The following is a 23,703-nucleotide window of genomic DNA, read 5'->3' as shown; positions in this document are numbered from 1 at the left end:
AAGCTTTTTTTATGAAAATAAATGCTGTGATTGGAGGTAAAGCTTTATGAATTTAAAAAAATTCACGAAAGATTTTAAAGAATTCTCATTGGAACATGGCTGGAAAGTCGTGATGCATAAGGAACACGAGCTTTTCAGAAGCAAGGATAAATATGCGATTATTGATGCCGAAGATGATGTGCTCTTAAAGTTTTACCTTGAAAATGAGGATGTCGTTTGCTTTAAAAAAACCATTTGGAATTTGGACTGTAAGATAAATAGCGCTACAAAAGTAATTACCGTTTTTAATGAACCGGAAGTTTTTGATGAATAGTATCCCTTCATTGATTGGATTCTTTTTTGCGAAACAGCAGCTGAAAAGTCGATATCCTTTTTTAAAAATACAATTTATGTTGACAAGCGCAATCTAAGATGTTTAAATTATCTATAAATTAATGGAACGTAACGTTGATGGGAAGCAAAGTAATCTTATTGTCACTGTTTTAGAGAGCTGATGGTTGGTGGGAATCAGTACATACAAAAAAGATGAATTTCGGTCCCTGAGTTTTAATTTCGACCTATTGGAAGGGATTAACGGGTTGTCCCGATATAGACTTCAGAGCCGGAGAATGATTTTATTCTCAACTAGGGTGGTACCGCGATGAATAGTCGCCCCTATATTTTTATAGGGGCGGCTTTTTTGCGTTTTCATTAATAATACAGAAATTTCAAAGAGGTGCAACATGAAAGAAAATCAGCAGTGGTCATCAAAACTAGGATTTATTTTATCTGCAGCAGGATCTGCAATCGGACTTGGAGCGATTTGGAAATTCCCTTATATCGCAGGGGTAAGCGGCGGGGGTGCTTTCTTTTTCATTTTCCTTTTGTTCACGATCCTGCTTGGATTGCCTTTACTGCTTGCAGAGTTTGCAATCGGGCGAAGCACACAAAGTGATGCGATTGAATCTTATAAAAAAATTGCACCGGATTCAAAATGGTATTCTATTGGCTACCTGGGCATGATAACATGCTTTGTTTTGCTCTCCTTTTATAGTGTCATTGGCGGATGGATCATTTTATATTTAGTTAAAGCGATATCAGGAGAACTGAATGGACTTAATCAGCAGCAGTTTGGGGAGTTATTTGGTGCTACGATTTCTAATCCGCTGCTTAGCGTTGGAGCTCACCTTGTATTTATGATCATAACCATTGCCGTTGTTGCAAAGGGTGTGCAAAATGGGATTGAACGTACAAGCAAATTTATGATGCCGGCCTTATTTCTATTATTTATAGTGCTGATATTCCGTTCCATTACACTAGAAGGTGCAATGGAAGGTGTACAATTTTTATTTTATCCTGACTTTTCAAAATTAACTTCTGAAGCCATTCTTGCAGCACTTGGACAATCCTTTTTCACACTAAGTGTGGGTGTTTCAGTTATGCTTACCTATAGTTCATACTTGCCGAAGGATTCAAATTTGCCGCAATCTGCGATTTCGATTGTAGGTATGAATATATTTATTGTTGTTATGGCAGGATTAGCTATTTTCCCGGGAGTTTTTACATTTGGACTGAAGCCTGATGCTGGGCCTGTCTTGTTATTTAATGTTCTGCCGACCGTTTTTAATCAAATGGCATTTGGAATGATATTCTTTGTTGCCTTCTTACTGCTTTTCTTATTTGCTTCATTAACATCAGCGTTTTCGATGCTTGAAATTATAGTATCTGTAATCGCTAAAGGTGATGCTAATAAACGGATTAAATGGTCTTGGATCATTGGACTGACTATATTCGCAGTCGGAGTGCCATCTGCTTTATCATTTGGAATCTGGAGTGAAGTAAGCATTTTTGGAAAATCAATTTTCGATGCAGCTGATTATTTGGTCAGCAATATTTTGATGCCGATTGGCGCTCTGCTGATCTCCATCTTTGTTCCTTTGAAAATGAAAAAATCCATGCTTTACTCAGAACTTGCTAACGGTTCGTCTTTATCTAAAGGACTCTTTAACACTTGGTTCTTTTTAATGAGATATGTAGCTCCAATTGCTATTTTCCTTGTTTTGCTGGATGTTTTAGGAATCTGGAAACTACTTTCCCGTTAAATTAGGCTCTATCAAGCTTTCCCTCCGTATGTTAAAATAGGTAAAATTCAGAATGGAGGGTGATAAGCTTGGAGCACTTATCATTATTTATCATCATGTCGATCTTATTAATTTTATTGCCTGGACCTGATACAGCCATCGCTACTAAGAATACAATCACTGGCGGGAGGGCAGGAGGAATGAAAACAGTGTTCGGGACCTTGACAGCACTTTTAATTCATACTTTTGCAGCTGTGTTAGGTTTATCAGCACTTATTGTCAAATCAGCTTTTCTCTTTTCAATCCTGAAGTACGCAGGAGCTTGCTACCTCATTTATTTAGGACTTAAATCATTATGGACTCTAAAAAAACCGGGCAGAATACAAGATAGAGAAGAACAAAAGCCTGAAGCAAAACAAGTCAACTGTTATAGACAGGGATTTTTGACAAATCTCCTAAACCCTAAGGTAGCTGTTTTCTTTTTAACCTTTTTGCCGCAATTTTTGGAGCCGGGATCAAATACTTTTACACAGTTTATGATCATGGGATTAACATACACTATTCTTACTTTTATTTGGTTTATTATTTATATTTATTTGATTCATCAATTGAGTGCTTTCATGAAGAAGCCAGCTGTACAAAATTGGATGGAAGGCATTACCGGAGCAGTACTCATTGGATTTGGCATTAAATTAGCATTGGAAAGAAAGTAAAGACATCAGATATGATGTCTTTTTTATTTTGGCTGCCGATCTGGCTTGCTTTGAAAATACTTTTAGCACTAATAGGAACCAATAAACCAAGGAAGCTGGGTTCTTATTATTTGATTCACATAAATGAACCTGGAAAGGAATAATAATCCATTCCTGCCAAATCGGATCGAAAATTGAGGAAATAAAAATGATAATACAGTCTATTGTCTGAATCAATAGAAGCTGATGAAAAAAGAACTTGGTGATTGCCCGTTTTGAGTGCCTCATAGATTTTCTCCGAGTATGATTCCTGCATATAAAAATTGGACTTGAAATTGTGCCTTTATACATTCATTTGCCATTTCAGTTTGGGATTCCAATTATACTTATTTTCATTTTATTGATAAAAACAAAAGTGATGGAGAAAAAAAACAGCTGCTTAATGGTTGCAAATCCAGTGTCAGAAGAGTAGACTTTGAATCATAAAATAAAATAATGAAAACGGGAGCTTGTGGAATCAGGCTGAGAGTACGGCTATCTGCCGTAGACCGAATGAACCTGTTGGATAATGCCAGCGCAGGGATGTGATTCAGGGATACATATGAGCACTTTGCCGCGGCAGAGTGCTCTTTATTATGGGGAGGAAAAAATATGATAGAGCCTAAAACGATTGATGCGATTCTAGAAAAAGTAAGAAAAGAAAAACCTCTGGTGCACAATATTACAAACGTTGTGGTAACGAATTTTACAGCAAATGGCCTGTTAGCAATCGGAGCATCGCCGGTCATGGCTTACGCCAAGGAAGAAGTGGCGGATATGGCGAAAATTGCTGGGGCACTCGTATTAAATATTGGCACCTTAAACGAAGAAAATGTAGAAGCGATGCTGCTTGCAGGGAAATCTGCCAATAAGCATGGCGTGCCAGTCATTTTTGATCCGGTTGGTGCAGGCGCAACAAAATACCGTACTGAAACAGCACAAAAAATCGTAAAGGAACTGGAGATCACTGCAGTTAGAGGGAATGCTGCTGAAGTGGCAAATGTCGTTGGGGAGAGCTGGTCGATAAAAGGAGTCGACTCCGGTGACGGCGAAGGTGACATAATCGAACTTGCTGTAAAAGCTGCAAAGCAGTTAAACACTATTGCGGTCATTACAGGAAAACAGGATATTGTTTCAGATGGAGAAACAACATATATATGCAAAAATGGTAATTCTCTATTAACTAAAGTAACAGGTGCAGGCTGCTTGCTCACCTCTGTTATCGGCGCATTTTGCGCTGTTGAAAAAGATTATGTTCGTGCTTCTGCTGCAGCATTAGCGGTTTACGGGAGTGCTGCAGAACTTGCAGCTGAAGGAATTGAAGGTCCCGGAAGCTTTCAAATCGAGTTTTTAAACAATCTTTATACCATTTCAGCTGATAATATTCAAAAACTTTCTGCGCTTGAGGAGGTCAGCCATGTCAATCTCTAAAGCACTGACAATTGCAGGCTCTGACAGCGGAGGCGGAGCAGGAATTCAGGCGGATTTAAAAACGTTTCAGGAATTGAATGTATACGGAATGTCTGCCATTACAGCGGTTACCGCTCAAAACACACTAGGTGTACATGGTGTGTTTCCATTAACAGCGGACGCGGTTGTGCAGCAGATTGAAGCGATTGGCTCAGACATTGGAGCTGATGCCATTAAAACCGGAATGCTTTTTAATAGTGAAATTATTGAAGCTGTTTCTGAACAAATAAAGAGGTTCAATTGGAGCAAAGTGATTGTAGATCCCGTCATGATAGCCAAAGGCGGTGCTTCATTATTGCAGGATGAAGCAGTAGAAGCATTGAAAAATCATTTGCTTCCGCTTGCTTTGGTCGTTACTCCCAACATTCCAGAAGCTGAAGTGCTGACGGGTTTGAACATTCTCAATCTTGATGATCGTCAGACTGCTGCCAAAATCCTGCATTCTTTTGGCGTGAAAAATGTTGTGATTAAGGGAGGTCATGCTGAAAACGAGGAACAGTTAGTAGATTTGTTATTTGATGGAACAGAGTTCAGCTATTTTACAAGTGAACGTATTCATACAAAAAATACACACGGAACCGGCTGTACCTTCGCAGCTGCCATTACAGCCGAGATCGCAAAAGGAAAGTCAATTTATCATTCGGCAGAAACCGCCGTTGCGTTCATCCGGGAAGCGATAAAAGAAGATCTTAAATTAGGACAGGGCCATGGACCTACAAATCATTGGGCTTATCAAAAGAAAAAGAGGGGACCTTTGCATGTGGAATGAGGAAGTGCGCGCGAAACTCCAGCTTTATTTTATTATGGGCAGCACAAACTGTACGGAAGACCCTGAAAAAGTCCTGTTCCAAGCAATTAGCGGAGGCATATCTATGTTTCAGTTCCGGGAAAAAGGAACGGATGCTTTAACAGGCAGCGAAAAAAAGAACCTGGCAAGAAAACTGCAGCAGCTTTGTAAGGACCATGGAATACCATTTATCATAAATGATGACATTGAACTAGCTCTTGCACTAAATGCAGATGGAGTTCATATCGGACAGGATGATGAAGATGCCGGAGCAGTAAGAAAGATTTTAGGCGAGGGGAAAATTGTAGGTGTCTCAGCCCATACCCTTGCAGAGGTAGAGAAGGCAATCGAGGATGGAGCCGATTATATCGGAGCAGGGCCTATTTACCCTACGCGTACAAAAACAGATGCAAAGCCTGTTAAGGGGACTTCTCTTCTTGAAGAAGTAAGAAACTGCGGCATTTTGATTCCAATCGTAGGAATTGGTGGCATTACAGCTGAAAATGCGCGTGCAGTTATTGAAGCAGGTGCCGACGGGGTCTCGGTTATTACATCGATAAGTCTTGCAGAAGATGTCTATAAAAGTGCGGCTGCTTTGAAAAAATCTGTATCTTGAATAGGGGAATAAAAGAAAACGTGCAAATCTTGATGATCATTTGCACGTTTTCTTAATGTTTGGATTTTTTAACGGCGATCCAGCTCAATTTTTTTTTGGTTCTTCTGTAAATCTCTCATGAATACTAGATTACTGGCAAAAATAAGGCGGTTCAGAAGGATTCAGAGAAAATGCATAGAATAAAAGATGATGAAGTTCCCTGAATTTAATATAATAATATTATGTAAACTATAGCGGGTAAAATGATTAAGTACTTAAACCATAAAGAATACTGCACAGCAGAAAAGAGGACAGATTAAATTCTGTTCTTTTTTTATGAATAAAAGTATAGGTATGATGTGCTAGAATTTATTCTTATTTCAAAAAAATGCATAGGCAGGAATGACTGATTTTTCAGAAGTCATTGACATTGATAATCATTTTCAATTAATATTCATGTGTACTCACTGACAAGACAGTAAGGAGCTGAATCATATAGAAAACGTATATGAATTTGAAGCCATCATAGAAGACGGAGAGTTAAACCAAACTATTTCTCTTCGGCAGGTCAAAATAACAGATTTTCAGATTTTATTCAGCTGGATGCATCAGCCGCATATCGCGCCGTTCTGGAAGCTGAATGTAAGTGAAGAAGAGTTTAAGGCTTATTTAGAACGCACCGTTAAAGCAGAGCACAAACGGGTTTTTCTATGTTTTTTAGATGACAGTCCAGCTGGCTATTTGATTGCGTATTCTATCCAGCATGATTCAATAAAGAACTATTATCAAGCTGAAACAGGTGATCTTGGAATGCATTTATTAATTGGGCCAAGGGAGCTTTTGAATAAAGAGCATGGCTTAATGATTGTGAGGGCAATGACTGCATTTCTTATGAAAAAATACGGATCAAGCAGAATCATTGGCGAACCTGATATAAGAAACAGGATCGTCATTCCAATTTTAAAAGAAATTGGCGGATATGTTGCGGATACCATTTTGCTTCCTCATAAAAGAGCGGCACTCGTTATTGGTGAAAAGACTCGTTTTAATGATTATATGTCAAACAAGAATGTAAACTTTATTAAGCTTCCAAGTGAAGATAAGGATCTATTAAATGAAAAGGCAGGAGCGTTATGTGAAAACCCATCTCCCAATTGATGAAGATATGAAAGAGCTGCTGGATAAAATAGGTGCTAGAATGGCTGAACTCAAACATCCTCCATTAAGCGACTTATCTGCTGAGCAGTCACGGTATTTTTATAAAGAAGCACGAACATTCTTTCAAAAGATAGAAATGAATGACATGATGATTTACAACGAAAAAATCGAATCAGCTGATCATCAAATTCCTGTAAGGATTTATCAGCCTGCATCAGCGGAAATGCTGCCAGTATTGGTATTTATGCATGGCGGCGGGTGGGTTTTTGGAGATCTCGACAGTGCCGATTCTATGTGCAGGTATCTTGCAAAGCACGCGAATTGTCTGATTGTATCCGTCGGTTACCGGCTTGCACCAGAGCACCCGTTTCCTGCGGCGCTTATGGATGTTCTTGCCGTTTCAGAGTGGGCGCCTCAAAACATATCTAAATGGAATGGTGATCCAGCCCAACTTGCAATTGGGGGAGAATCTTCCGGGGCAAACCTTGCAGCTGCAGCTGTACATTGGCTGAAGGATCAAGGAAAGCAAGCATTTACAATGCAGTGTTTACTCACTCCTGTATTGAATCACAATTTTTACACGGAATCTTATCAATCGGGCTATTCATTTAATCTGACGAAAGAGAAAATGGAATGGTTTTGGAATCATTATTTAAGCAATCAGGAACAGGGGAAAAATCCATATGCATCGCCGCTGCTTGCAATAAATTCTGCCGATTTGCCTCCCGCAATGATTGTGACTGTTGAATACGATCCGTTAAGAGATGAAGGGAAACAATATGCTGAAAAACTTGAAAATTCAGGAGTTCCTGTCACATATTTGTACTATGAACAGTTAGTACACAGCTTTCCAAATATGATTGGACAAGTAAACAGGGCGGATCTTGCGATGATAGATTTGACAAACCAGCTTAAAATTTTGCTGAGAAAAAATTTTTAATTTTTTTAAATGAGAATGATAATTATTTTCAAATAAGAAAGGTGATTATTTATGCTAACAAATGAATTTTATTTAAGCAGCCAGCGCAAGAGAGAATCAAATGCAAGATCTTATCCGCGCAGAATTCCAATTGCGATCAGTGAGGCAGAAGGGATTTATGTGAAGGATGTTGAGAATAAAACCTACATAGATTGCTTGGCAGGAGCAGGTACTCTTGCACTTGGACATAATCATCCTGTTGTTATAGAAGCGATGGAAAATGTGATAAAAGGCAAGCGTCCGCTTCATACGCTGGATATTACTACTCCAATGAAAGAGGAGTTTGTAGAGGAGCTGTTTGACGCTCTTCCGAAAAAATTTGCTGAACATGCAAAAATCCAATTTTGCGGACCATCAGGATCAGATGCTGTTGAGGCAGCTATGAAACTTGTGAAAACAGCAACCGGCAGAGGAGGCATGCTTTCTTTCCAAGGCGGATATCACGGCATGACAAATGGCTCTCTTAGTCTGATGGGCAACCTTGGTCCTAAAAGCAAAATACCCAATTTAATGTCAGACGTGCACTTCCTGCCTTATCCCTACTCATACCGCTGCCCATTTGGTATTGGTGGAGAAGAAGGGGCAGCAATCGGCTCTACATTTATTGAGCGCACTCTGAACGATCCTGAATCCGGTATTGTGAAACCCGCAGGCATGATGATGGAAATCGTGCAAGGTGAGGGAGGAGCCATTCCAGCTCCTGATGAATGGGTAAGACAAGTACGGAATATTACAAAAGAACAGCAAATTCCTCTCATCATCGATGAAGTGCAGACAGGATTTGGACGCACCGGAAAAATGTTTGCCTTTGAACATGCAGACATCAATCCTGATGTTGTTGTTCTTTCAAAAGCAATCGGCGGAACCCTTCCTTTAGCGGTTGTTGTCTATCATAAAGATCTTGATCAATGGGAACCGGGAGCACATTCAGGCACATTCCGCGGAAATCAGATCGCGATTGCAGCCGGAACAGCAACAATGAAATTTATTAAGCAGGAAAAGCTTGATGAACAGGCAGCTCTGCTTGGAGAATTTTTAATGCTACGTTTAAAACAGATGAAGCAAGAAGTATCGTCTATTGGAGATGTTCGTGGATTAGGACTGATGGTTGGCGCTGAAATTGTAGATAAAACAGCATCTGCAGATTCCATAGGAAGTTATCCTTCTCATCCGAAGCTCGCAAAGCTTATTCAGCAGGAATGCTTCAAACGGGGTCTTATCCTTGAGCTTGGCGGACGCTTCGGCAGCGTGGTCCGTTTCTTGCCGCCGCTGATTATTACAAGAGAACAGCTTGACACAGTTTGTGACATATTCTTCGATTCTGTTAAAGCTGCAGAAAGAACGCTCAGCCCAAGTTTAGTTTAGGATGTGGATCATTTGACAGCCATTCAGGAAAAAACAGCCTTTGAGCATTTGTTTTTATCAAATTATGAATCAAGTTTAAAAAATTATGAATCTCAAATGACTTATGCGATGAACTGCGTTAAAAGGATAATGATGTCACAAAATCCCTACAGCGGGATGACTCCTTTGGATGTGAAGAAAGAATTAGATCAACACTTTCCGGTCTTTCATCCTAAAATGAATCAAAATCAGCAAGCAGTATTTGAAAAACTTACGGATATCACTTCAAATACTATTCATGTCAGCCATCCGTTAACTGCTGCTCATCTTCACTGCCCGCCAATGATTCCCGGGTTAGCGGCTGAAGCCGTTATTTCCGGATTAAATCAATCGATGGATTCATGGGATCAAAGCGGTGCAGCTACAATGGTTGAGCAGTATGTAATGAATGGACTGTGCGGGATGTTCCAGCTGCCGGACGGAGACGGTGTGATGACAAGCGGGGGAACGCAGTCCAATTTAATGGGCCTCCTGCTTGCAAGGGAACGCGCTGCCTTAAAGTTTTGGGGATGGAATATTAAAAAGCAGGGACTTCCGAAAGAACTGCATCGTCTGAAAATTCTATGCTCCGAAGCAGCTCATTTTTCTGTCCAGCAGGCAGCCTCGATATTAGGCTTAGGCGAAGATTCTGTTGTATTAGTTAAAGCGGATGAAAAGTACCGCATGTGTATGGAAGACTTGGCTGCATGCCTGTACAATCTGAAAGAAAATGGAGAATTGCCTTTTGCGCTGATCGGCACTGCAGGTACAACAGACTTTGGCAGCATCGATCCGCTGGAGGAAATGAGCAGCCTGGCTAAAGATTATGACCTGTGGTTTCATGCAGATGCTGCTTATGGAGGCGGGCTTGTCTTAACAGATACCCATAAGCATAAACTCGCAGGTTTAGAGAAAGCAGATTCCATTACAGTAGATTTTCATAAAATGTTTTATCAGCCAATCAGCTGCGGAGCTTTTCTTGTGAAAAATCGGGAGTCATTTTCGTTTATCAGGCATCATGCTGATTATTTGAATCCAATTGAAGACGAGGAAGATGACATCCCGAATTTAGTCTTCAAATCCATTCAGACAACCAGACGCTTTGATGCACTAAAGCCGTTTCTCTCTTTTCAATTAGTCGGAAAAGAGGAATGGGCAGAAATGATTGATCATACGCTGCTTCTAGCACAGGAAACGTTTGAGCTCCTGAAAAAAGAGCGTGAGTTCAGCGTCTATCATCAGCCCGAACTGAGCACAGTTGTTTTCAGATACATGGGGACAGGCATTCTCACGCATGAGAAGCTCAATCAGCTAAACTATCAAATTCGGGAAATTCTACTGAAAAATGGAGAAGTGATCATAGCCCGGACAAAGGTGGACGGCGATGCCTGCCTGAAATTCACCTTTTTGAATCCATTAACAAAAATGGCTGAAGTTAAAAAAATCATAAGAAGAATGAAAGAAATTGGCGAAGATGAAACAAGGAGGCTGCAGTATGAACAAACTTGAAGCAATGGCTCTTGCTGAAAAAGCAACTCTTCAAAGCTATTTAAATTGCTTTCTGCGGGAGACAAACAGCGGGAATCTAAGTGCGGATGCACCTGAAGAATTAAGAAAGAAGCACAGCGGCAATTGGATTCATGTTATTTTACAACATCAAAATTCCAGTCTTTATATCCCGGCAGGCTATCTATCTGAGACAGGACGTCACTTGTTAGACTGCCCAGTGTACTGTGATAATGAGGAAATCAATTACATAACATGCATTGAAAAAACGCTGAAAGAACTGGGTGAAAATGCTTCATCAGCTGAAAAAAATGAAGAATTGCTTTTGCGTGTCAAACAAAGCTGTGAATCCATGGCTCAATTTCTTGAAGAGCGTTCAGATGATGAGGAAGAACTTTATCAAACCTCATTTGATTTTATTGCAGCAGAGCAGTCCCTTTTATTTGGACATTTGCTTCATCCGACACCAAAAAGCAGACAGGGAATGACAGAATCAGATATTAAGGTGTATTCACCAGAATTAAAAGGAGCATTTCCGCTGCATTATTTTAGAGCTCATGCTGAATCCATTTATTCAAAGTCAACAATGCCAAAGTCGGCAATTGAACTTATAAAGCAGCTTGTCAAGGATGACCCGGAGATCAGTGATGAGTTTAAAGAGAAGTACGCAGGAAAGGATGAATACGCACTTCTTCCAATTCATCCGTGGCAAGCTGAGTATTTGCTGAAAGACTCAGCTGTTCAAGAATTCATTCAAGAAGGCATGCTTGAAAATTTAGGTCAGCATGGACAGGCATTTTATGCAACTTCATCCTTGCGAACGGTCTATCATCCAGATGTTGCCTTTATGCTGAAGTTTTCACTTAACATTAAAATCACAAATTCTGTCCGGGTGAACCTATTAAAAGAACTTGAACGCGGAGCTGAAGTGAAAGAATTGATGGACACACAGCTTGGAAGTGAGTTATCTGAACAATTTCCTGATTTTAATATCATTCACGATCCTGCATTTATTACATTAAAGCTGCACGATCAGAAAGAGTCAGGTTTTGAAGTCATTCTCAGGGAAAATCCTTTTTATAAAAGGAGTGCGGAACAAGCAACCGCTCTTGTTGCCCTCTGTCAGGACGGAATGCTGCCGCAATCTTCAAGACTTGCAAGCATCGTTCGTGACCTTTCAAAAAAGGAAAAACGAACAACTGAAGAAATAAGCGCAGACTGGCTGAAACGCTATTTGGCGATTTCATTAAAGCCGATTCTTTGGCTTTATTTTGAAAAGGGCATTGCGCTTGAAGCACATCAGCAAAACAGTGTCGTTCAGCTGGAAAATGGATATCCAGCGCGATTTTTTTATAGAGACAATCAGGGATTTTACTTTTGCGAATCCAAAAAGAATGAATTAAATTCGTATCTTCCGGGAATCGGTTTAAAAAGTGAAACGGTATGTTCAGATGCAGTTGCAGATGAACGGCTGCGCTACTATTTCTTTTTCAATCATTTATTCGGACTTGTGAATGCCTTTGGAACGGCAAACCTGGCAGATGAGAAAAATCTTCTTCAACTTATTCGGGAGGAATTGGAAAAGCAGTCCATTCCTGCAGCTCATCCATCGCTTTTGCTTAAAACCCTGCTGGAAAACAAGACCTTGCCCTGCAAAGCGAATCTATTAACTAGATTTCATGATTTAGATGAACTGGTTGGGCCGCTTGAAACACAGTCTGTTTATGTTCAAGTGCATAATCCTTTATTTACAAAGAAGGAGGTCTTTGCATCAAAATGAGTCAGCTAGAGACCGGTTTATCTATAACATTTCGAAAGGCAGACTTTGAAAAAGATGCTGCCATGCTTCATAAGTGGCATCACGAACCGCACGTTATTCCTTATTGGAATCAAGATTATCCTTTCAGCCAATATACGAAGCATCTGAAAAAACTTTTGGCGGATGATCATCAAACGCTGTGGATCGGGCATCTGAACGGTGAGGCAATGAGCTATTGGGAAACGTATTGGGCAAGTGCTGACATCATTGGAGATTATTATGCAGCAGAGCCTTATGATCAGGGTGTTCATTTGCTGATTGGTGATCCTTTTTACCTTGGTAAAGGTCTTTCTCTGCCAATGCTCCGTGAAATCATGAAACAGATGTTTACTGACGAGCGGACACAGAGGATAGTCGCCGAGCCTGACAGCCGAAACAAGAAAATGATTCATGTTTTCAAAAAATGCGGATTCTTTCCGCAAAAGGAAATTCAGCTGCCTGATAAAAAAGCACTTTTCATGATATGTGAAAGAGAAGATTTTGAATGGGGGCTAAAGAATGATTTATGACGTAATAGGAGTAGGCCTTGGACCATTTAATCTTGGAATGGCAGCATTGCTTGAGGATGTAAAAGATGTGGACGCGCTCTTTTTTGATCAAAAGCCCCAGTTTAATTGGCATGAGGGACTTTTAATGGAAGGGACCACCTTGCAGGTGCCATTTTTGGCAGACGCAGTTTCAATGGTCAATCCAATAAGCAAATACAGCTTTCTGAATTATCTTCATCATCAAAAAAGACTTTACCATTTCTACTTCCTGGAATCGTTCCATATTCCGCGCAGAGAGTATAATCACTATCTGCAATGGGTGGCTGAAGAACTTGAAAGCTGCAGATTCGGAAAAAGAGTTGCCGATGTTCTGCAGCATGCTGAAGGTTATGAAGTCCTTGTAGAAGATGTTCTCACAGGGGAAATGGAACGCTTTACTGCCCGGCATGTAGTCCTTGGCATGGGAAGTGCTCCAAATATTCCAGATTGGTCAGCGAAAGGAAAATCTGAAAGCTTTTTTCACTCTGCTCAATTTTTGCATAAGAAAAAAGAGTGTTTAAATGCTGATGCTGTCACCGTCATTGGTTCTGGTCAAAGTGCGGCGGAAATTTTTCTGGAGATGCTGAAGGAACAAAATGAACAAGGCTATCAATTAAATTGGCTCACACGAACAGACGGATTTTTCCCGATGGAGTATTCAAAGCTTGGACTTGAGCATTTTTCGCCTGACTATACGGAGTACTTTTACAGACTTCCACAGGCATTAAAGGATACGGTCGTGCCAAAACAGGACTCCTTATATAAAGGAATAAGTGCTGATACAATTGCTGAAATCTATGATCTTTTATATGAAAGAACGATTGCGGGACAAAGACCTGATGTTCATCTCCTGGCCAAAACGGCAGTTATTGATATTGAGATTACTTGTTCAGACTTAAACCTGCAATGCCATCAATGGGAGCAGGGAGAAGCATTTAATCTGCATTCGGATATCGTCATCGCAGCAACCGGCTATAAAACAGTTTGGCCAAGCGCTTTTGAAAACTTATCAAATCTTATGAAATGGGACAGCAGCAATCGTCCTGTTATATCAAAAGACTATGAAATAGAGCTGCAGGAAAAAAGGGAAAACAAAATCTTTATTCAAAACGGAGAAATGCATACTCATGGGGTAGGTGCACCGGATCTTGGACTAGGTGCTTACCGGAATGCAAAGATTATCAATCAGCTTGCTCACAGAAAAGTGTTTGACCTTCCAGAAAAAAATGTCTTTCAGCATTTTGGTGCAGGCCATCTTGTCCGCAGCAAACAAACAGTTTAGGAGAGTGATTGAGATGACGGTTGAACAAAAGTGGAATGCAGATCATTGGAAGAAAGCGAGCAGACGGCTGCTTGCTAAAATGATATCTGAGTTTTTATACGAAGAAATGATTCATGCCGAAAAAAAGGATGGCAAACATATTCTGTGCTTTGACAGCGGAATATCCTACCGGTTTCTTGCTGAAGAAAGGCTGATGGACAGTTATTGGGTTGATGAGCATTCGATCGAAACAAATAAACATGGCTCATGGGCAGAAGCTGTGAACCCCATTGAGTTTTTATTGGAACTGCAAAAGGAAATTAAAATAAAACCTTTTACAGCTGCCTATTTAATAGAAGAATATAAACGCACGTTACTTGCTGATACCCACATAATAGCCAATCAGCAAAACAGGTCAACAGCGGATTTAACGGATCTGGACTATGCAGAGCTTGAAGGGGAGATGACAGGTCATCCCTGGATTACCTACAACAAAGGGCGTATTGGATTCTCCTATTCGGACTATTTGCAATATGCGCCCGAACAAAAGCAGCAGACAACGCTTGTCTGGATTGCCGTCTCAAAGGAGTGGGGGACGTTCCATTCAACCAAAGAAGTAGAGTATGAACGTTTAATAGAAAGTGAGATCGGGGAATCAGCAATAAGAGAATTTAATTTGAAACTAATAAATGAAGGACAGCAGCCTCAAAACTTTTTCTTTATGCCAGTCCACGAGTGGCAATGGAATCACGTTATTGTTCCGCTGTTTTCTGAAGAACTATTTGAGCAGCGCATCATCTGCCTTGGCAGAGGAGAGGATCAATACCTGCCGCAGCAGTCTATCAGGACATTTGTCAATATGAATCATAAGAAGAAGCATCATGTAAAGCTGCCAATGAGTATTTTGAATACACTAGTCTACAGGGGACTGCCGTCTGAGCGGGTGGTGCTGGCACCGGAGATTACAGCTCATATTCAAGGAATCCGGGATAACGATTCATTTCTGAGAGATCGATGCCGGGTCATTCTTCCTGGAGAAGTGGCGAGCATGAATTACCATCATCCTGATTACGTTAAACTAGAAGGTGCACCCTATCAATTTATGGAGATGCTTGGAGTCATTTGGCGAGAAAGCATGTATTCATTCTTAGACGAAGGCGAACAGGCCATTACTCTTGCCGCCCTATTATATGAAGGGGAGGACGGGAAATCGTATACACTGGAATTGATAGAAAAGTCCGGGCTCAGCGTGGAAGAATGGACAAAGCAGCTGTTTGATGTCCTCTTGCCGCCGCTTCTTCATTATCTTTATCAATACGGAACCGTATTTTCTCCCCATGGACAAAATACAGTTGTCATTTTAAAAGACTGCATACCCCACAGACTGGCTGTTAAAGATTTTGTGGATGATGTAAATATCAGCGACCAGCCGCTTCCTGAGCTGAATGCCATTTCGGCAGAGCTTAAAAACGTACTGAGAAGCGAAGCGCCTGAAGGGTTATGCCAATTTATTTTCACTGGATTATTTGTCTGCCATTTCAGGTATTTAGCTGATATCCTGCATAGGAAAGCAGACTTTGATGAAACGAAGTTTTGGAATAAGCTAAGGGAATCGATCCTCTCGTATCAAGCTCAGTTTCCAGAGCTGAAAGAACGGTTTCTGCTCTTTGACCTCCTGCGGCCAACGTTTAAAAAGCTCTGTCTTAACCGCAATCGGATGATTGAGTATGGATACGGAGACGGAGATGACCGGCCGCATGCTTCAGAGTTTGGAAAAGTGAGAAACCCGTTAGCAATCGAAGAAAGAGTCATTGTATAGAAGAGGCCAAAGCGGTCTCTTCTTTTTTTATGCATAATACTTATAAACCGGCATAAAATACTTACATATCATTATAAAAACTTGAATAGTAAGTGAATATCGATTATAATCACTTATAACAACTTATATTCCATGTTATTGTAGAAACATTTCTGAAAGTTAGGTGGGCATTTTGTACCAAGAAGAACGCTTAATCTCTATTCTTGACTATTTAAAAGAAAACAAACGAATTACGGCAGATCAAATATGTTCGCTTTATGATGTATCCAAAGATACTGCCAGGCGTGATCTCGTAAAGCTTGAAGAACAAAAACTGATTATTAGAACAAGAGGCGGGGCCATTTTGCCAAGCTCGCACACCGAAATCAAAGACTATCAAAACCGCCTGCAAACGGTGTCTTATGAAAAAGAATTAATCGGCAAAAAAGCTGCCAGTCTGATCCGGGAAGGAGACAGAATCATTTTAGACGCCTCCACTACTGTTCAGGCTTGTGCAGAATTTATAGATGTTAAAAATGCAGCCATTATTACGAATTCCATTAATCAGGCCGATATTTTATCAACAAAGCCTGGCATTCATATTCATCTTCTTGGGGGAGAACTTCAAAAGGAGCATCGTTTTTTATATGGATCATCAGTGGTGGAAAAACTATCAAAATATCAGGTTGATAAAGTGTTTATTGGGGTTGTTGGCATTTCTGAGAGAGGGCTGTCCATCGCTCATGAAGAAGATGGAATGGTTAAGCGGAAAATGATCAGCCAGGCAAATCAAGTTATCGCACTTGCTGATCATTCAAAGCTCGGAGTTACTGATTTTTTCCTTTATGCAGAACTTCACGAAATCGATTTGCTTATAACAGATAAAGAACCGGATAAAGCATTCAGAGACTTGCTTGATAAACATAATGTGGAATTGCTTGTGGCAGAGGAGGAAATGGAATGATCAAATTAATCGCAATAGATCTTGATGGAACGCTATTAAACAGTGCAAATAAAATCAGCGCAGAAAATTTGAAAGCAATTAAATCTGCTCAAAAAGAGGGCATAGAAGTGGTAGTTGCTACTGGCAGAGCACATTTTGATGTAGTAGAAATTTTTAAGGATACAGGTGTAAAAACATGGATTATAGCTGCAAATGGAGCTACGATTCATAATCCTGAGGGGGTATTATTTCATTCACAGCCAATGGAAAATGAAACAGCAGCTGCTGCGCTTCAATTTTTGGAACAGAATCATTACTACTATGAGGTGTTTGGCTGCGATGCCATCTATACTCCTCAAAGCGGAAGAGAGCTAATAAATATTGAGATTGACCGGGTCGAAAGTGCAAATCCGGATGCGGACCGCGCTCTGCTTCTGCAGGCTGCTGCAAAACAATACAGCCAGACAGGTTTTAAGTTCGTTGAATCGTATAAGGACATTCTAAATCAAACTTTGGATATCTATAATATTCTCGCTTTTTCTTTTCATCAGGAAAAGCTTGATGCAGGCTGGGAGAAATTTAAAGACATAGATAATATCACTTTGGTTACATCAGCTGCACACAACTTTGAAATTGAGCATAAGCTTGCATCTAAAGGGATTGCTCTTCAAAAACTGTCTGCCCATCTTGGCTTTGAACTGATTGACACTGCAGCCATCGGTGACAGCATGAATGACAAATCGATGCTTGAAATAGCAGGAAAAAGTATTGCAATGGGGAATGCCCGCCCAGAAATTAAAGCCATCTGCAAGGATATTACTCTTACAAATGATCAAGACGGGGTAGAGCTTGCGATTAAACGGATGATGGATGCGAAGCAGCAAGTGTGAAAGAAAAGGCCGGTCTCAACTTTGAGACCGGCCTTTTCTATGCCATGAAATGATCATTATTTATAAAATAAACAAGATGATCTGTCCATTCGTTATTTTCATAAAGAAACCCTTTGCGCAGGCACTCAAACTCCATCCCCACACTTTCGGCCAGCTTTACAGATGGGTGGTTATCAAGATTGATGTGCGCCTCAATACGGTGATAGTTCAATTGATCAAACGCAAGACCGATGGCCGCTTTAACAGCTTCTTTTCCGTAACCCATTCTCCAGAATTGATTATGAATGGTATAACCCATGCGGGCCCATTGAAAATCATCACGGAGCAATGTTGAGAAATCGACATATCCGACATGCTTTCCATCTGCTAACCTGAATACACCGAAAACATATGCTTTGTCTTCATTGATGAGCTGTTGATGTTTGCCGGTGAACGCAGCAAACCACTCTTCCGTGCAAACACTCATATCAAGTCTGCCTTCGTCGTATTTGTGCTGTTTAGGCCACCTGTTTATATATGCTGAAAGCCATGTTTGATAATCAGATGCCTGATAAGGGCGGATGATCAGTCGGACTGATTTTGTATAATAGTTGGCCAACGAATATCCCTCTCTCTTTTTTATGACCTGAAAATTTGATTCAGCTGTATTATTTTTCTATCTTTAAATGATTAGGTTGTACTAATCGTCTTAGGAGAATGGTATGAAACGAGATAATGAGCTTTTAATCCGAATATGCAGAAAGAAACCGCAGCACTTACTCTAAAAAACTCATTCAACACATTCTCTGCAAAAATAGAATTGCTGCCGGCCGAATCAATCACTCTCAGCACCAGGAATTCAGATTGACTGTACATTTTACCCCGGGCCTGTTTGCAGGGAGTCAGTACTGCTGGCTAACGCTCAGTTTCAAATAGATAGGCAGAAAAATTGTAAATGATGTACCGGCACCAGGCTGGCTTTTCACATAAATATGGCCGTTCATTGCTTTAATAATGCTGAAAGATACCATCATACCAAGGCCGGTTCCATTCGATTTAGTAGAGAAATAGGGTTCCCCAAGCCTCAGAACCTGATCATCCGTCATTCCTTTACCATAGTCAGATATCACGATTTTGATATGAGCGTCTTCCTTTATAGTTGAAATTTCTATTATACCGCCAGAAGAATAAGATTCTATACCATTTTTAAGAATATTTATCAGTGATTGCTTAAGCTTTAAAGGATCTCCAAGAACTAAGATGTCATCAGAACTGAAGTTTTCATTAAACTGCACATTTTCCATTTGTGCAAGAGGTGACATGACGTTGATGCAGTTCCTGAGTTCAGTATGGATCTCAATTGGATGATTATTTTCAGCTTCAGGTCTTGCAAATGTCAGATAATCTTTGATAATGTTAGTCGCTCGATCTAACTCGTTTAACGAAATTTCTATGTATTCTTCCTTTTTTTCCTGGCTGATATCTTCTTCTCGAAGCAGCTGCAGAAAGCCTTTTGTCGTCGTCAGCGGATTGCGGACTTCATGTGATATGCTTGCCGCTAAGTGACTGACCACTTCAAGTTTTTCTGCTTTAATCACACGTTTCAGCAAATAAAAGTTTTGGACAATTGTTTCAAAAAGAATCGTTCCTATGACAGCTGCAAATATATGGAGGATAATAAGTTCAATATAAGATTCCAGTTGAAAAAAAGCTCCATAAATCATTTCAATGTGAAGGATTGAAAAAATCAAAGACGTCAGCACGATGGCTGCAACAAGAATTAATTTCTTTCTGAGTCTGCTTTTTAAATAATAGGATGAAAGCATTGGCACGAAAAGAACAAGAATGCCAGCCATCACAATAGTCGGATAGATGCCGTTTCCCCCAATAAGCAGCCGGGTCACAGCGGTAACGGCAAATAAAAAGAATCCAAGTGGATATCCTCCGTACAACAGTCCCATTACAAAAGGTATTCGCCTGAAGTCAAAGAAAAAATCATCCTCAATCATAAACGGGTACAGCATGCTTAAAATAATCGCAAGTGCCGGCAAAATAGCAAAAAGCCACTTATTTCTTTTTTTATTCGTTTCTTTTCTCATATATAACAGCTGTATAATCAACAGCGGGGAAAAAACGAGTAAAAAATTCAGTAAAACATCCTTCATTCCCATGCAGTTCTCACCTTATCCGCAAAAGTATTAAAAAACTTCACTATTAAAATATATATCAAATTTACTAGTGAATGTTAGAATATTCTAAAAGACTTTAAATTTTTTTGTCAGGAGAAAAGTAATGAGCAAACAACAAATGCAAATTAAGTTAATGGTTAAAAAAGAATACGATCTGGCAGCAGAATTTTTGCGGACCGATTTGGAATTGAATGCCCTAATCATTGAGGACTTGACCGAAGAACATATGATGGTTTACGGAGGTTATCTGAATACGCATTTGAACGCCATTTTAATGATTTATCCTGAAAAAATTTATTACTACAGCCCCGATATTAATTTCCCATTAGCAGAATTTGCATTGATCATACGGGAAACCGGCATCAGGAAAATTGTCGGAAAAAAAGAATTGGTCGAAGAGTTTAAATGTCACTTTCAAATGGATCTTGAAAGTGATTCGTTCATGCTCAGATATGAAGGAAGCAAAGATTTTCAGGCAAGCAAGGGTGTTAAAATGATTACTAGTCTTGAAGAATGCCGAAAACTATACGATTTGTTCATGAATGTCGATGAGTATAAAATGATTGGACCAAATGAAGACTTTTTTGCAAATGATCACTTTCAAAACATAGAATCAGGAAAGCTGAATGTATTCTACAAGGCAGTAGAAGGAACAATGGTTTCAACCGCAGGAGTGTTTATTGAAAGCTCCCGCACTGCCATTATAGTTGGTGTAGCTACACCGCCGGTTCATCGTCGGAAAGGATATGCTTCTGAAGTGATTCGTGCCATATGCCAGAAGCTTGCAAATGAAGAAAAGGCCATTTATTTATTTTATAATAATCCAGATGCAGGAAAGCTATATAAACAGCTTGGATTTTATGAGGCTGCAAAATGGAAAGTCCTTGGAATCTCAGCACACTCTTAATATTATGCTTGCATGAAAACGAAACTTCAGCTATGCTTAGAAACAATTGTTAATGAATTTTAAAAATTTAATATTTTTACAAGCGATAGGTGCTAATTACAAGAGTACATTTCTGTATTAGCTTAAAAGGGAAGCTCGGTGAAAATCCGACGCGGTCGCGCCACTGTAATGGGGAGAATTCTATAAAAGTCCACTGTTTTTCTAATGAAAAATGGGAAGGGAATAGAATACAATGAACCTGAGTCAGGAGACCTGCCTATCGTATGCACTTCATGCCTACGCGGAATAGGGAGGGTGATGCGATATGTTGAAACCGGTCTTGTGTCTCAACTCAAGTTAGCTTAGTCCATCAAACTCTCTTCTTTCAAGAGAGTTTTTTTCATGCACCGAAAGTTGAGAAACGATAAGAAACGGGGGAGAGGCAATGAGCATTAAGAATTCAAACTTAGGTTATCCGAGAATCGGAGAAAAAAGAGAGTGGAAAAAGACGTTAGAATCATTCTGGAAAGGCGATTTAACTGAACAGCAATTTGAACAGAAGATGAAAGAGATCAGGCTTTCACATTTGCAGAAGCAGTTGGACAAAGGAATTGATCTAATCCCGATTGGTGACTTCACCTATTATGATCATATACTGGATACAGCTATTATGTTTGGTCTTCTTCCGGAGAGGTTCCGGACTCAAGATGCAAATTCCCTCCAGACCTACTTTAATATTGCAAGAGGCAGCAGTGAGCAAGTGGCGGCTGAAATGACAAAATGGTTTAACACGAATTATCATTATATTGTACCGGAACTGGGTCAGGCAGAGCCAAGACTGACCGAAAACCGGCTTTTGCATCTTTATCTTGAAGCAAAAGAAGAGCTCGGCATAAACGGTAAGCCTGTTATTGTCGGTCCGCTTACCTTAGTTGCTTTATCAAAAGGCGAAAATAAAGACCAAGTAATTCAGAAATTAATTCCTTTATACGTTCAGGTGCTTCAGGAGCTTGCAGATGCCGGCGCTGAGTGGATACAGATTGATGAACCGGTGTTTGTGACATCGAATGCAAATGGTGCATTATTTTCAAAAGCTAAAGAAATTTACGGAACAATCAGAAGAGAGATGGAAAATACAAAGCTGCTGATTCAAACTTATTTTGAAAGTGTTGAACAATACGAGGATCTGGTCAGCCTCCCCGTTGATGGCATTGGACTCGATTTTGTTCATGACAGCGGTGTATCGCTTAGAAAGTTGAAAACGGCAGGATTTCCAAAGGACAAAGTTCTGGCTGCAGGGGTCATTGATGGACGTAATGTGTGGAAGGCAAGTCTGCAAAAGACCGTGAAGCTTGTCCACACTATTTTGGAAGCTGTTGACCGGGACCGGCTGATTCTTCAGCCTTCATGCAGTCTAATTCATGTGCCGGTGACTGCAGAAAATGAACAGCAGTTAGATCCTCTTGTAAAAGATGCCTTATCTTTTGCGGATGAGAAGCTTTACGAACTGAGTGTATTAACGAATTTTATTAACTTTGAAACTGAAGCAGAGGTGCTTAAAGAATATGATTCAGCTACTGATCAGTTATCATCATCAAAGCTGAGAAACCAAAGTGCTGTTCAGGATGCGATGAATCAGCTGGATTCCTTTTCAACAGAGAGAGCGGAAGCTGGTCTGCGGAGAAAACAGCAAAACAAACGGTTCAGCCTTCCATTGCTGCCAACAACAACAATCGGCAGCTTTCCGCAAACAAAAGAGGTTCGGGCACAGCGCCTTAAATGGAAAAAAGGCGAACTGACTGAAAAGCAATACAGTATTTATATAGAAGAAGAAATAAGAAAATGGATTGAAATTCAGGAAAATCTTGAGCTGGACGTTCTGGTGCATGGAGAATTTGAAAGGACGGACATGGTGGAGTTCTTTGGAGAAAAATTATCAGGTATAGCAATTACGACTTTTGGCTGGGTGCAATCCTATGGCTCGCGCTGCGTCAGACCGCCAGTTATATATGGAGATGTTTTACTTGAAGAGCCAATGACAGTAAAAGAAACCGTTTTTGCTCAAAGTCTTTCTGAAAAACCTGTAAAAGGGATGCTGACAGGTCCTGTCACGATTTTAAACTGGTCATTTGTTCGAAATGATCTCCCGAAATCAAGTGTCCTTAATCAATTATCACTCTGCATCCGAAAAGAAGTTGAGGCACTTGAACAAGCTGGTATTGCGATGATACAAGTAGATGAGCCGGCACTCCGGGAAGGCCTGCCGCTTAAATCGGAGAAATGGGATAAGTATATAAAAGATACGGTGACGGCATTTAAGCGGTCTACAGCTTCCGTCCAGCCGGATACACAAATTCATACACATATGTGCTATTCGAATTTTGAAGATATTATCGAAGCGATTGATGCATTAGATGCAGATGTCATTTCAATTGAAACTTCAAGAAGTCATGGTGAACTCATCCATTCATTTGAGAAATATTCATATGAGAAAGGGATTGGATTAGGCATATACGATATTCACAGCCCAAGGGTCCCTGCAGAAAAAGAGCTCGTTATGAATATTAAAAGAGCCCTGCAGGTTTTAGATCCGGAACTTTTTTGGGTCAATCCTGACTGCGGGCTGAAGACAAGAGGAGTCACGGAAACGATTGCAGCATTAAAAGTGATGGTGTCAGCCGCAAAAAGCTGCAGAGAAAAAGCAAGCGAGGCTGCGACTGTATAATTTTCACCAGTTTCATC

The 23,703-nt window shown here is 40.2% G+C and carries 20 protein-coding genes, 2 riboswitches and 1 other annotated feature; of the genes, 18 read left to right on the top strand and 2 right to left on the bottom strand.

What is annotated here, in order from left to right; translation table 11 throughout:
• Nucleotides 1-46: 46 nt before the first annotated feature.
• The 16 genes from QLQ22_RS13730 (at nucleotide 47) to QLQ22_RS13655 (ending at nucleotide 17,907) form a co-directional block, all read left to right on the top strand.
• Nucleotides 47-313, top strand: a complete 267-nt coding sequence (locus QLQ22_RS13730) for a hypothetical protein (RefSeq protein WP_223435439.1) — start codon at nucleotides 47-49, stop codon at nucleotides 311-313.
• A 125-nt stretch (nucleotides 314-438) separates the two neighbouring features.
• Nucleotides 439-659: a binding site (T-box leader), on the top strand.
• 63 nt (nucleotides 660-722) lie between these two features.
• On the top strand, nucleotides 723-2,081 hold the full coding sequence (locus QLQ22_RS13725) for a sodium-dependent transporter (RefSeq protein ID WP_284014982.1): 1,359 nt from the start codon (nucleotides 723-725) through the stop codon (nucleotides 2,079-2,081).
• Nucleotides 2,082-2,176: 95 nt separating this feature from the next.
• Nucleotides 2,177-2,773, top strand: a complete 597-nt coding sequence (locus QLQ22_RS13720; protein ID WP_423246260.1) for a LysE family translocator — start codon at nucleotides 2,177-2,179, stop codon at nucleotides 2,771-2,773.
• 470 nt (nucleotides 2,774-3,243) lie between these two features.
• Nucleotides 3,244-3,352: riboswitch (TPP riboswitch) on the top strand.
• A 51-nt stretch (nucleotides 3,353-3,403) separates the two neighbouring features.
• Nucleotides 3,404-4,222 carry a hydroxyethylthiazole kinase gene (gene thiM, locus QLQ22_RS13715; RefSeq protein ID WP_284014980.1) on the top strand — a complete coding sequence of 273 codons (819 nt, stop codon included), beginning with the start codon at nucleotides 3,404-3,406 and terminating at the stop codon, nucleotides 4,220-4,222.
• Entirely contained in the window at nucleotides 4,209-5,030 is an 822-nt protein-coding gene (gene thiD, locus QLQ22_RS13710; protein WP_223435432.1) for a bifunctional hydroxymethylpyrimidine kinase/phosphomethylpyrimidine kinase, read from the top strand. The genes thiM and thiD overlap by 14 nt, the downstream gene beginning before the upstream one ends.
• A complete protein-coding gene (gene thiE / locus QLQ22_RS13705; RefSeq protein ID WP_223435430.1) occupies nucleotides 5,020-5,664 on the top strand; it encodes a thiamine phosphate synthase in 645 nt (214 codons plus the stop codon). The genes thiD and thiE overlap by 11 nt, the downstream gene beginning before the upstream one ends.
• A gap of 465 nt (nucleotides 5,665-6,129) precedes the next feature.
• Entirely contained in the window at nucleotides 6,130-6,801 is a 672-nt protein-coding gene (locus QLQ22_RS13700; RefSeq protein ID WP_349654979.1) for a GNAT family N-acetyltransferase, read from the top strand.
• Nucleotides 6,779-7,741, top strand: a complete 963-nt coding sequence (locus QLQ22_RS13695) for an alpha/beta hydrolase (RefSeq protein WP_223435429.1) — start codon at nucleotides 6,779-6,781, stop codon at nucleotides 7,739-7,741. Before QLQ22_RS13700 ends, QLQ22_RS13695 begins: the two co-directional genes overlap by 23 nt.
• Before the next feature lie 51 nt (nucleotides 7,742-7,792).
• Nucleotides 7,793-9,145, top strand: coding sequence for an aspartate aminotransferase family protein (locus QLQ22_RS13690; protein ID WP_223435428.1), 1,353 nt, complete (start codon nucleotides 7,793-7,795; stop codon nucleotides 9,143-9,145).
• Nucleotides 9,146-9,148: 3 nt separating this feature from the next.
• Nucleotides 9,149-10,672: a pyridoxal phosphate-dependent decarboxylase family protein gene (locus QLQ22_RS13685; protein ID WP_420828788.1), complete on the top strand. Its 1,524-nt coding sequence runs from the start codon at nucleotides 9,149-9,151 to the stop codon at nucleotides 10,670-10,672.
• Entirely contained in the window at nucleotides 10,659-12,449 is a 1,791-nt protein-coding gene (locus tag QLQ22_RS13680; RefSeq protein WP_284014979.1) for an IucA/IucC family protein, read from the top strand. Before QLQ22_RS13685 ends, QLQ22_RS13680 begins: the two co-directional genes overlap by 14 nt.
• A complete protein-coding gene (locus tag QLQ22_RS13675) occupies nucleotides 12,446-12,997 on the top strand; it encodes a GNAT family N-acetyltransferase (protein WP_223435423.1) in 552 nt (183 codons plus the stop codon). Before QLQ22_RS13680 ends, QLQ22_RS13675 begins: the two co-directional genes overlap by 4 nt.
• Complete coding sequence (locus QLQ22_RS13670) at nucleotides 12,987-14,297, top strand: lysine N(6)-hydroxylase/L-ornithine N(5)-oxygenase family protein (protein WP_284014978.1); 1,311 nt, start codon at nucleotides 12,987-12,989, stop codon at nucleotides 14,295-14,297. The genes QLQ22_RS13675 and QLQ22_RS13670 overlap by 11 nt, the downstream gene beginning before the upstream one ends.
• A 13-nt stretch (nucleotides 14,298-14,310) precedes the next feature.
• The gene (locus tag QLQ22_RS13665; protein ID WP_223435421.1) at nucleotides 14,311-16,095 is read left to right on the top strand and encodes an IucA/IucC family protein; all 1,785 of its coding nucleotides are present in this window, start codon (nucleotides 14,311-14,313) and stop codon (nucleotides 16,093-16,095) included.
• Nucleotides 16,096-16,267: 172 nt separating this feature from the next.
• Complete coding sequence (locus tag QLQ22_RS13660; RefSeq protein ID WP_284014977.1) at nucleotides 16,268-17,038, top strand: transcriptional regulator GlcR; 771 nt, start codon at nucleotides 16,268-16,270, stop codon at nucleotides 17,036-17,038.
• Nucleotides 17,038-17,907, top strand: coding sequence for a Cof-type HAD-IIB family hydrolase (locus QLQ22_RS13655; protein ID WP_223443418.1), 870 nt, complete (start codon nucleotides 17,038-17,040; stop codon nucleotides 17,905-17,907). The genes QLQ22_RS13660 and QLQ22_RS13655 overlap by 1 nt, the downstream gene beginning before the upstream one ends.
• Before the next feature lie 37 nt (nucleotides 17,908-17,944).
• Here the strand turns inward: QLQ22_RS13655 and QLQ22_RS13650 are convergent, their stop codons facing one another.
• Together QLQ22_RS13650 and QLQ22_RS13645 are read right to left on the bottom strand one after the other, a co-directional pair.
• Nucleotides 17,945-18,505, bottom strand: a complete 561-nt coding sequence (locus QLQ22_RS13650) for a GNAT family N-acetyltransferase (protein WP_284014976.1) — start codon at nucleotides 18,503-18,505, stop codon at nucleotides 17,945-17,947.
• A 283-nt stretch (nucleotides 18,506-18,788) separates the two neighbouring features.
• Nucleotides 18,789-20,057 (bottom strand): ATP-binding protein, encoded by a 1,269-nt coding sequence (locus QLQ22_RS13645; RefSeq protein ID WP_284014975.1) that lies wholly within the window; start codon nucleotides 20,055-20,057, stop codon nucleotides 18,789-18,791.
• 121 nt (nucleotides 20,058-20,178) lie between these two features.
• Here QLQ22_RS13645 and QLQ22_RS13640 point away from each other — a divergent pair, with 121 nt between their 5' ends.
• Nucleotides 20,179-20,982 (top strand): GNAT family N-acetyltransferase, encoded by an 804-nt coding sequence (locus tag QLQ22_RS13640; RefSeq protein WP_284014974.1) that lies wholly within the window; start codon nucleotides 20,179-20,181, stop codon nucleotides 20,980-20,982.
• Nucleotides 20,983-21,052: 70 nt separating this feature from the next.
• Nucleotides 21,053-21,256, top strand: a riboswitch (cobalamin riboswitch).
• Between the two features lie 150 nt (nucleotides 21,257-21,406).
• A complete protein-coding gene (gene metE / locus QLQ22_RS13635) occupies nucleotides 21,407-23,686 on the top strand; it encodes a 5-methyltetrahydropteroyltriglutamate--homocysteine S-methyltransferase (protein ID WP_284014973.1) in 2,280 nt (759 codons plus the stop codon).
• Nucleotides 23,687-23,703: the final 17 nt, after the last annotated feature.

It is taken from the genome of Metabacillus hrfriensis (assembly GCF_030127205.1).
GTDB classification, from domain to species: domain Bacteria; phylum Bacillota; class Bacilli; order Bacillales; family Bacillaceae; genus Bacillus_P; species Bacillus_P dongyingensis.
This window is presented reverse-complemented; position numbering and strand designations above follow the sequence as displayed.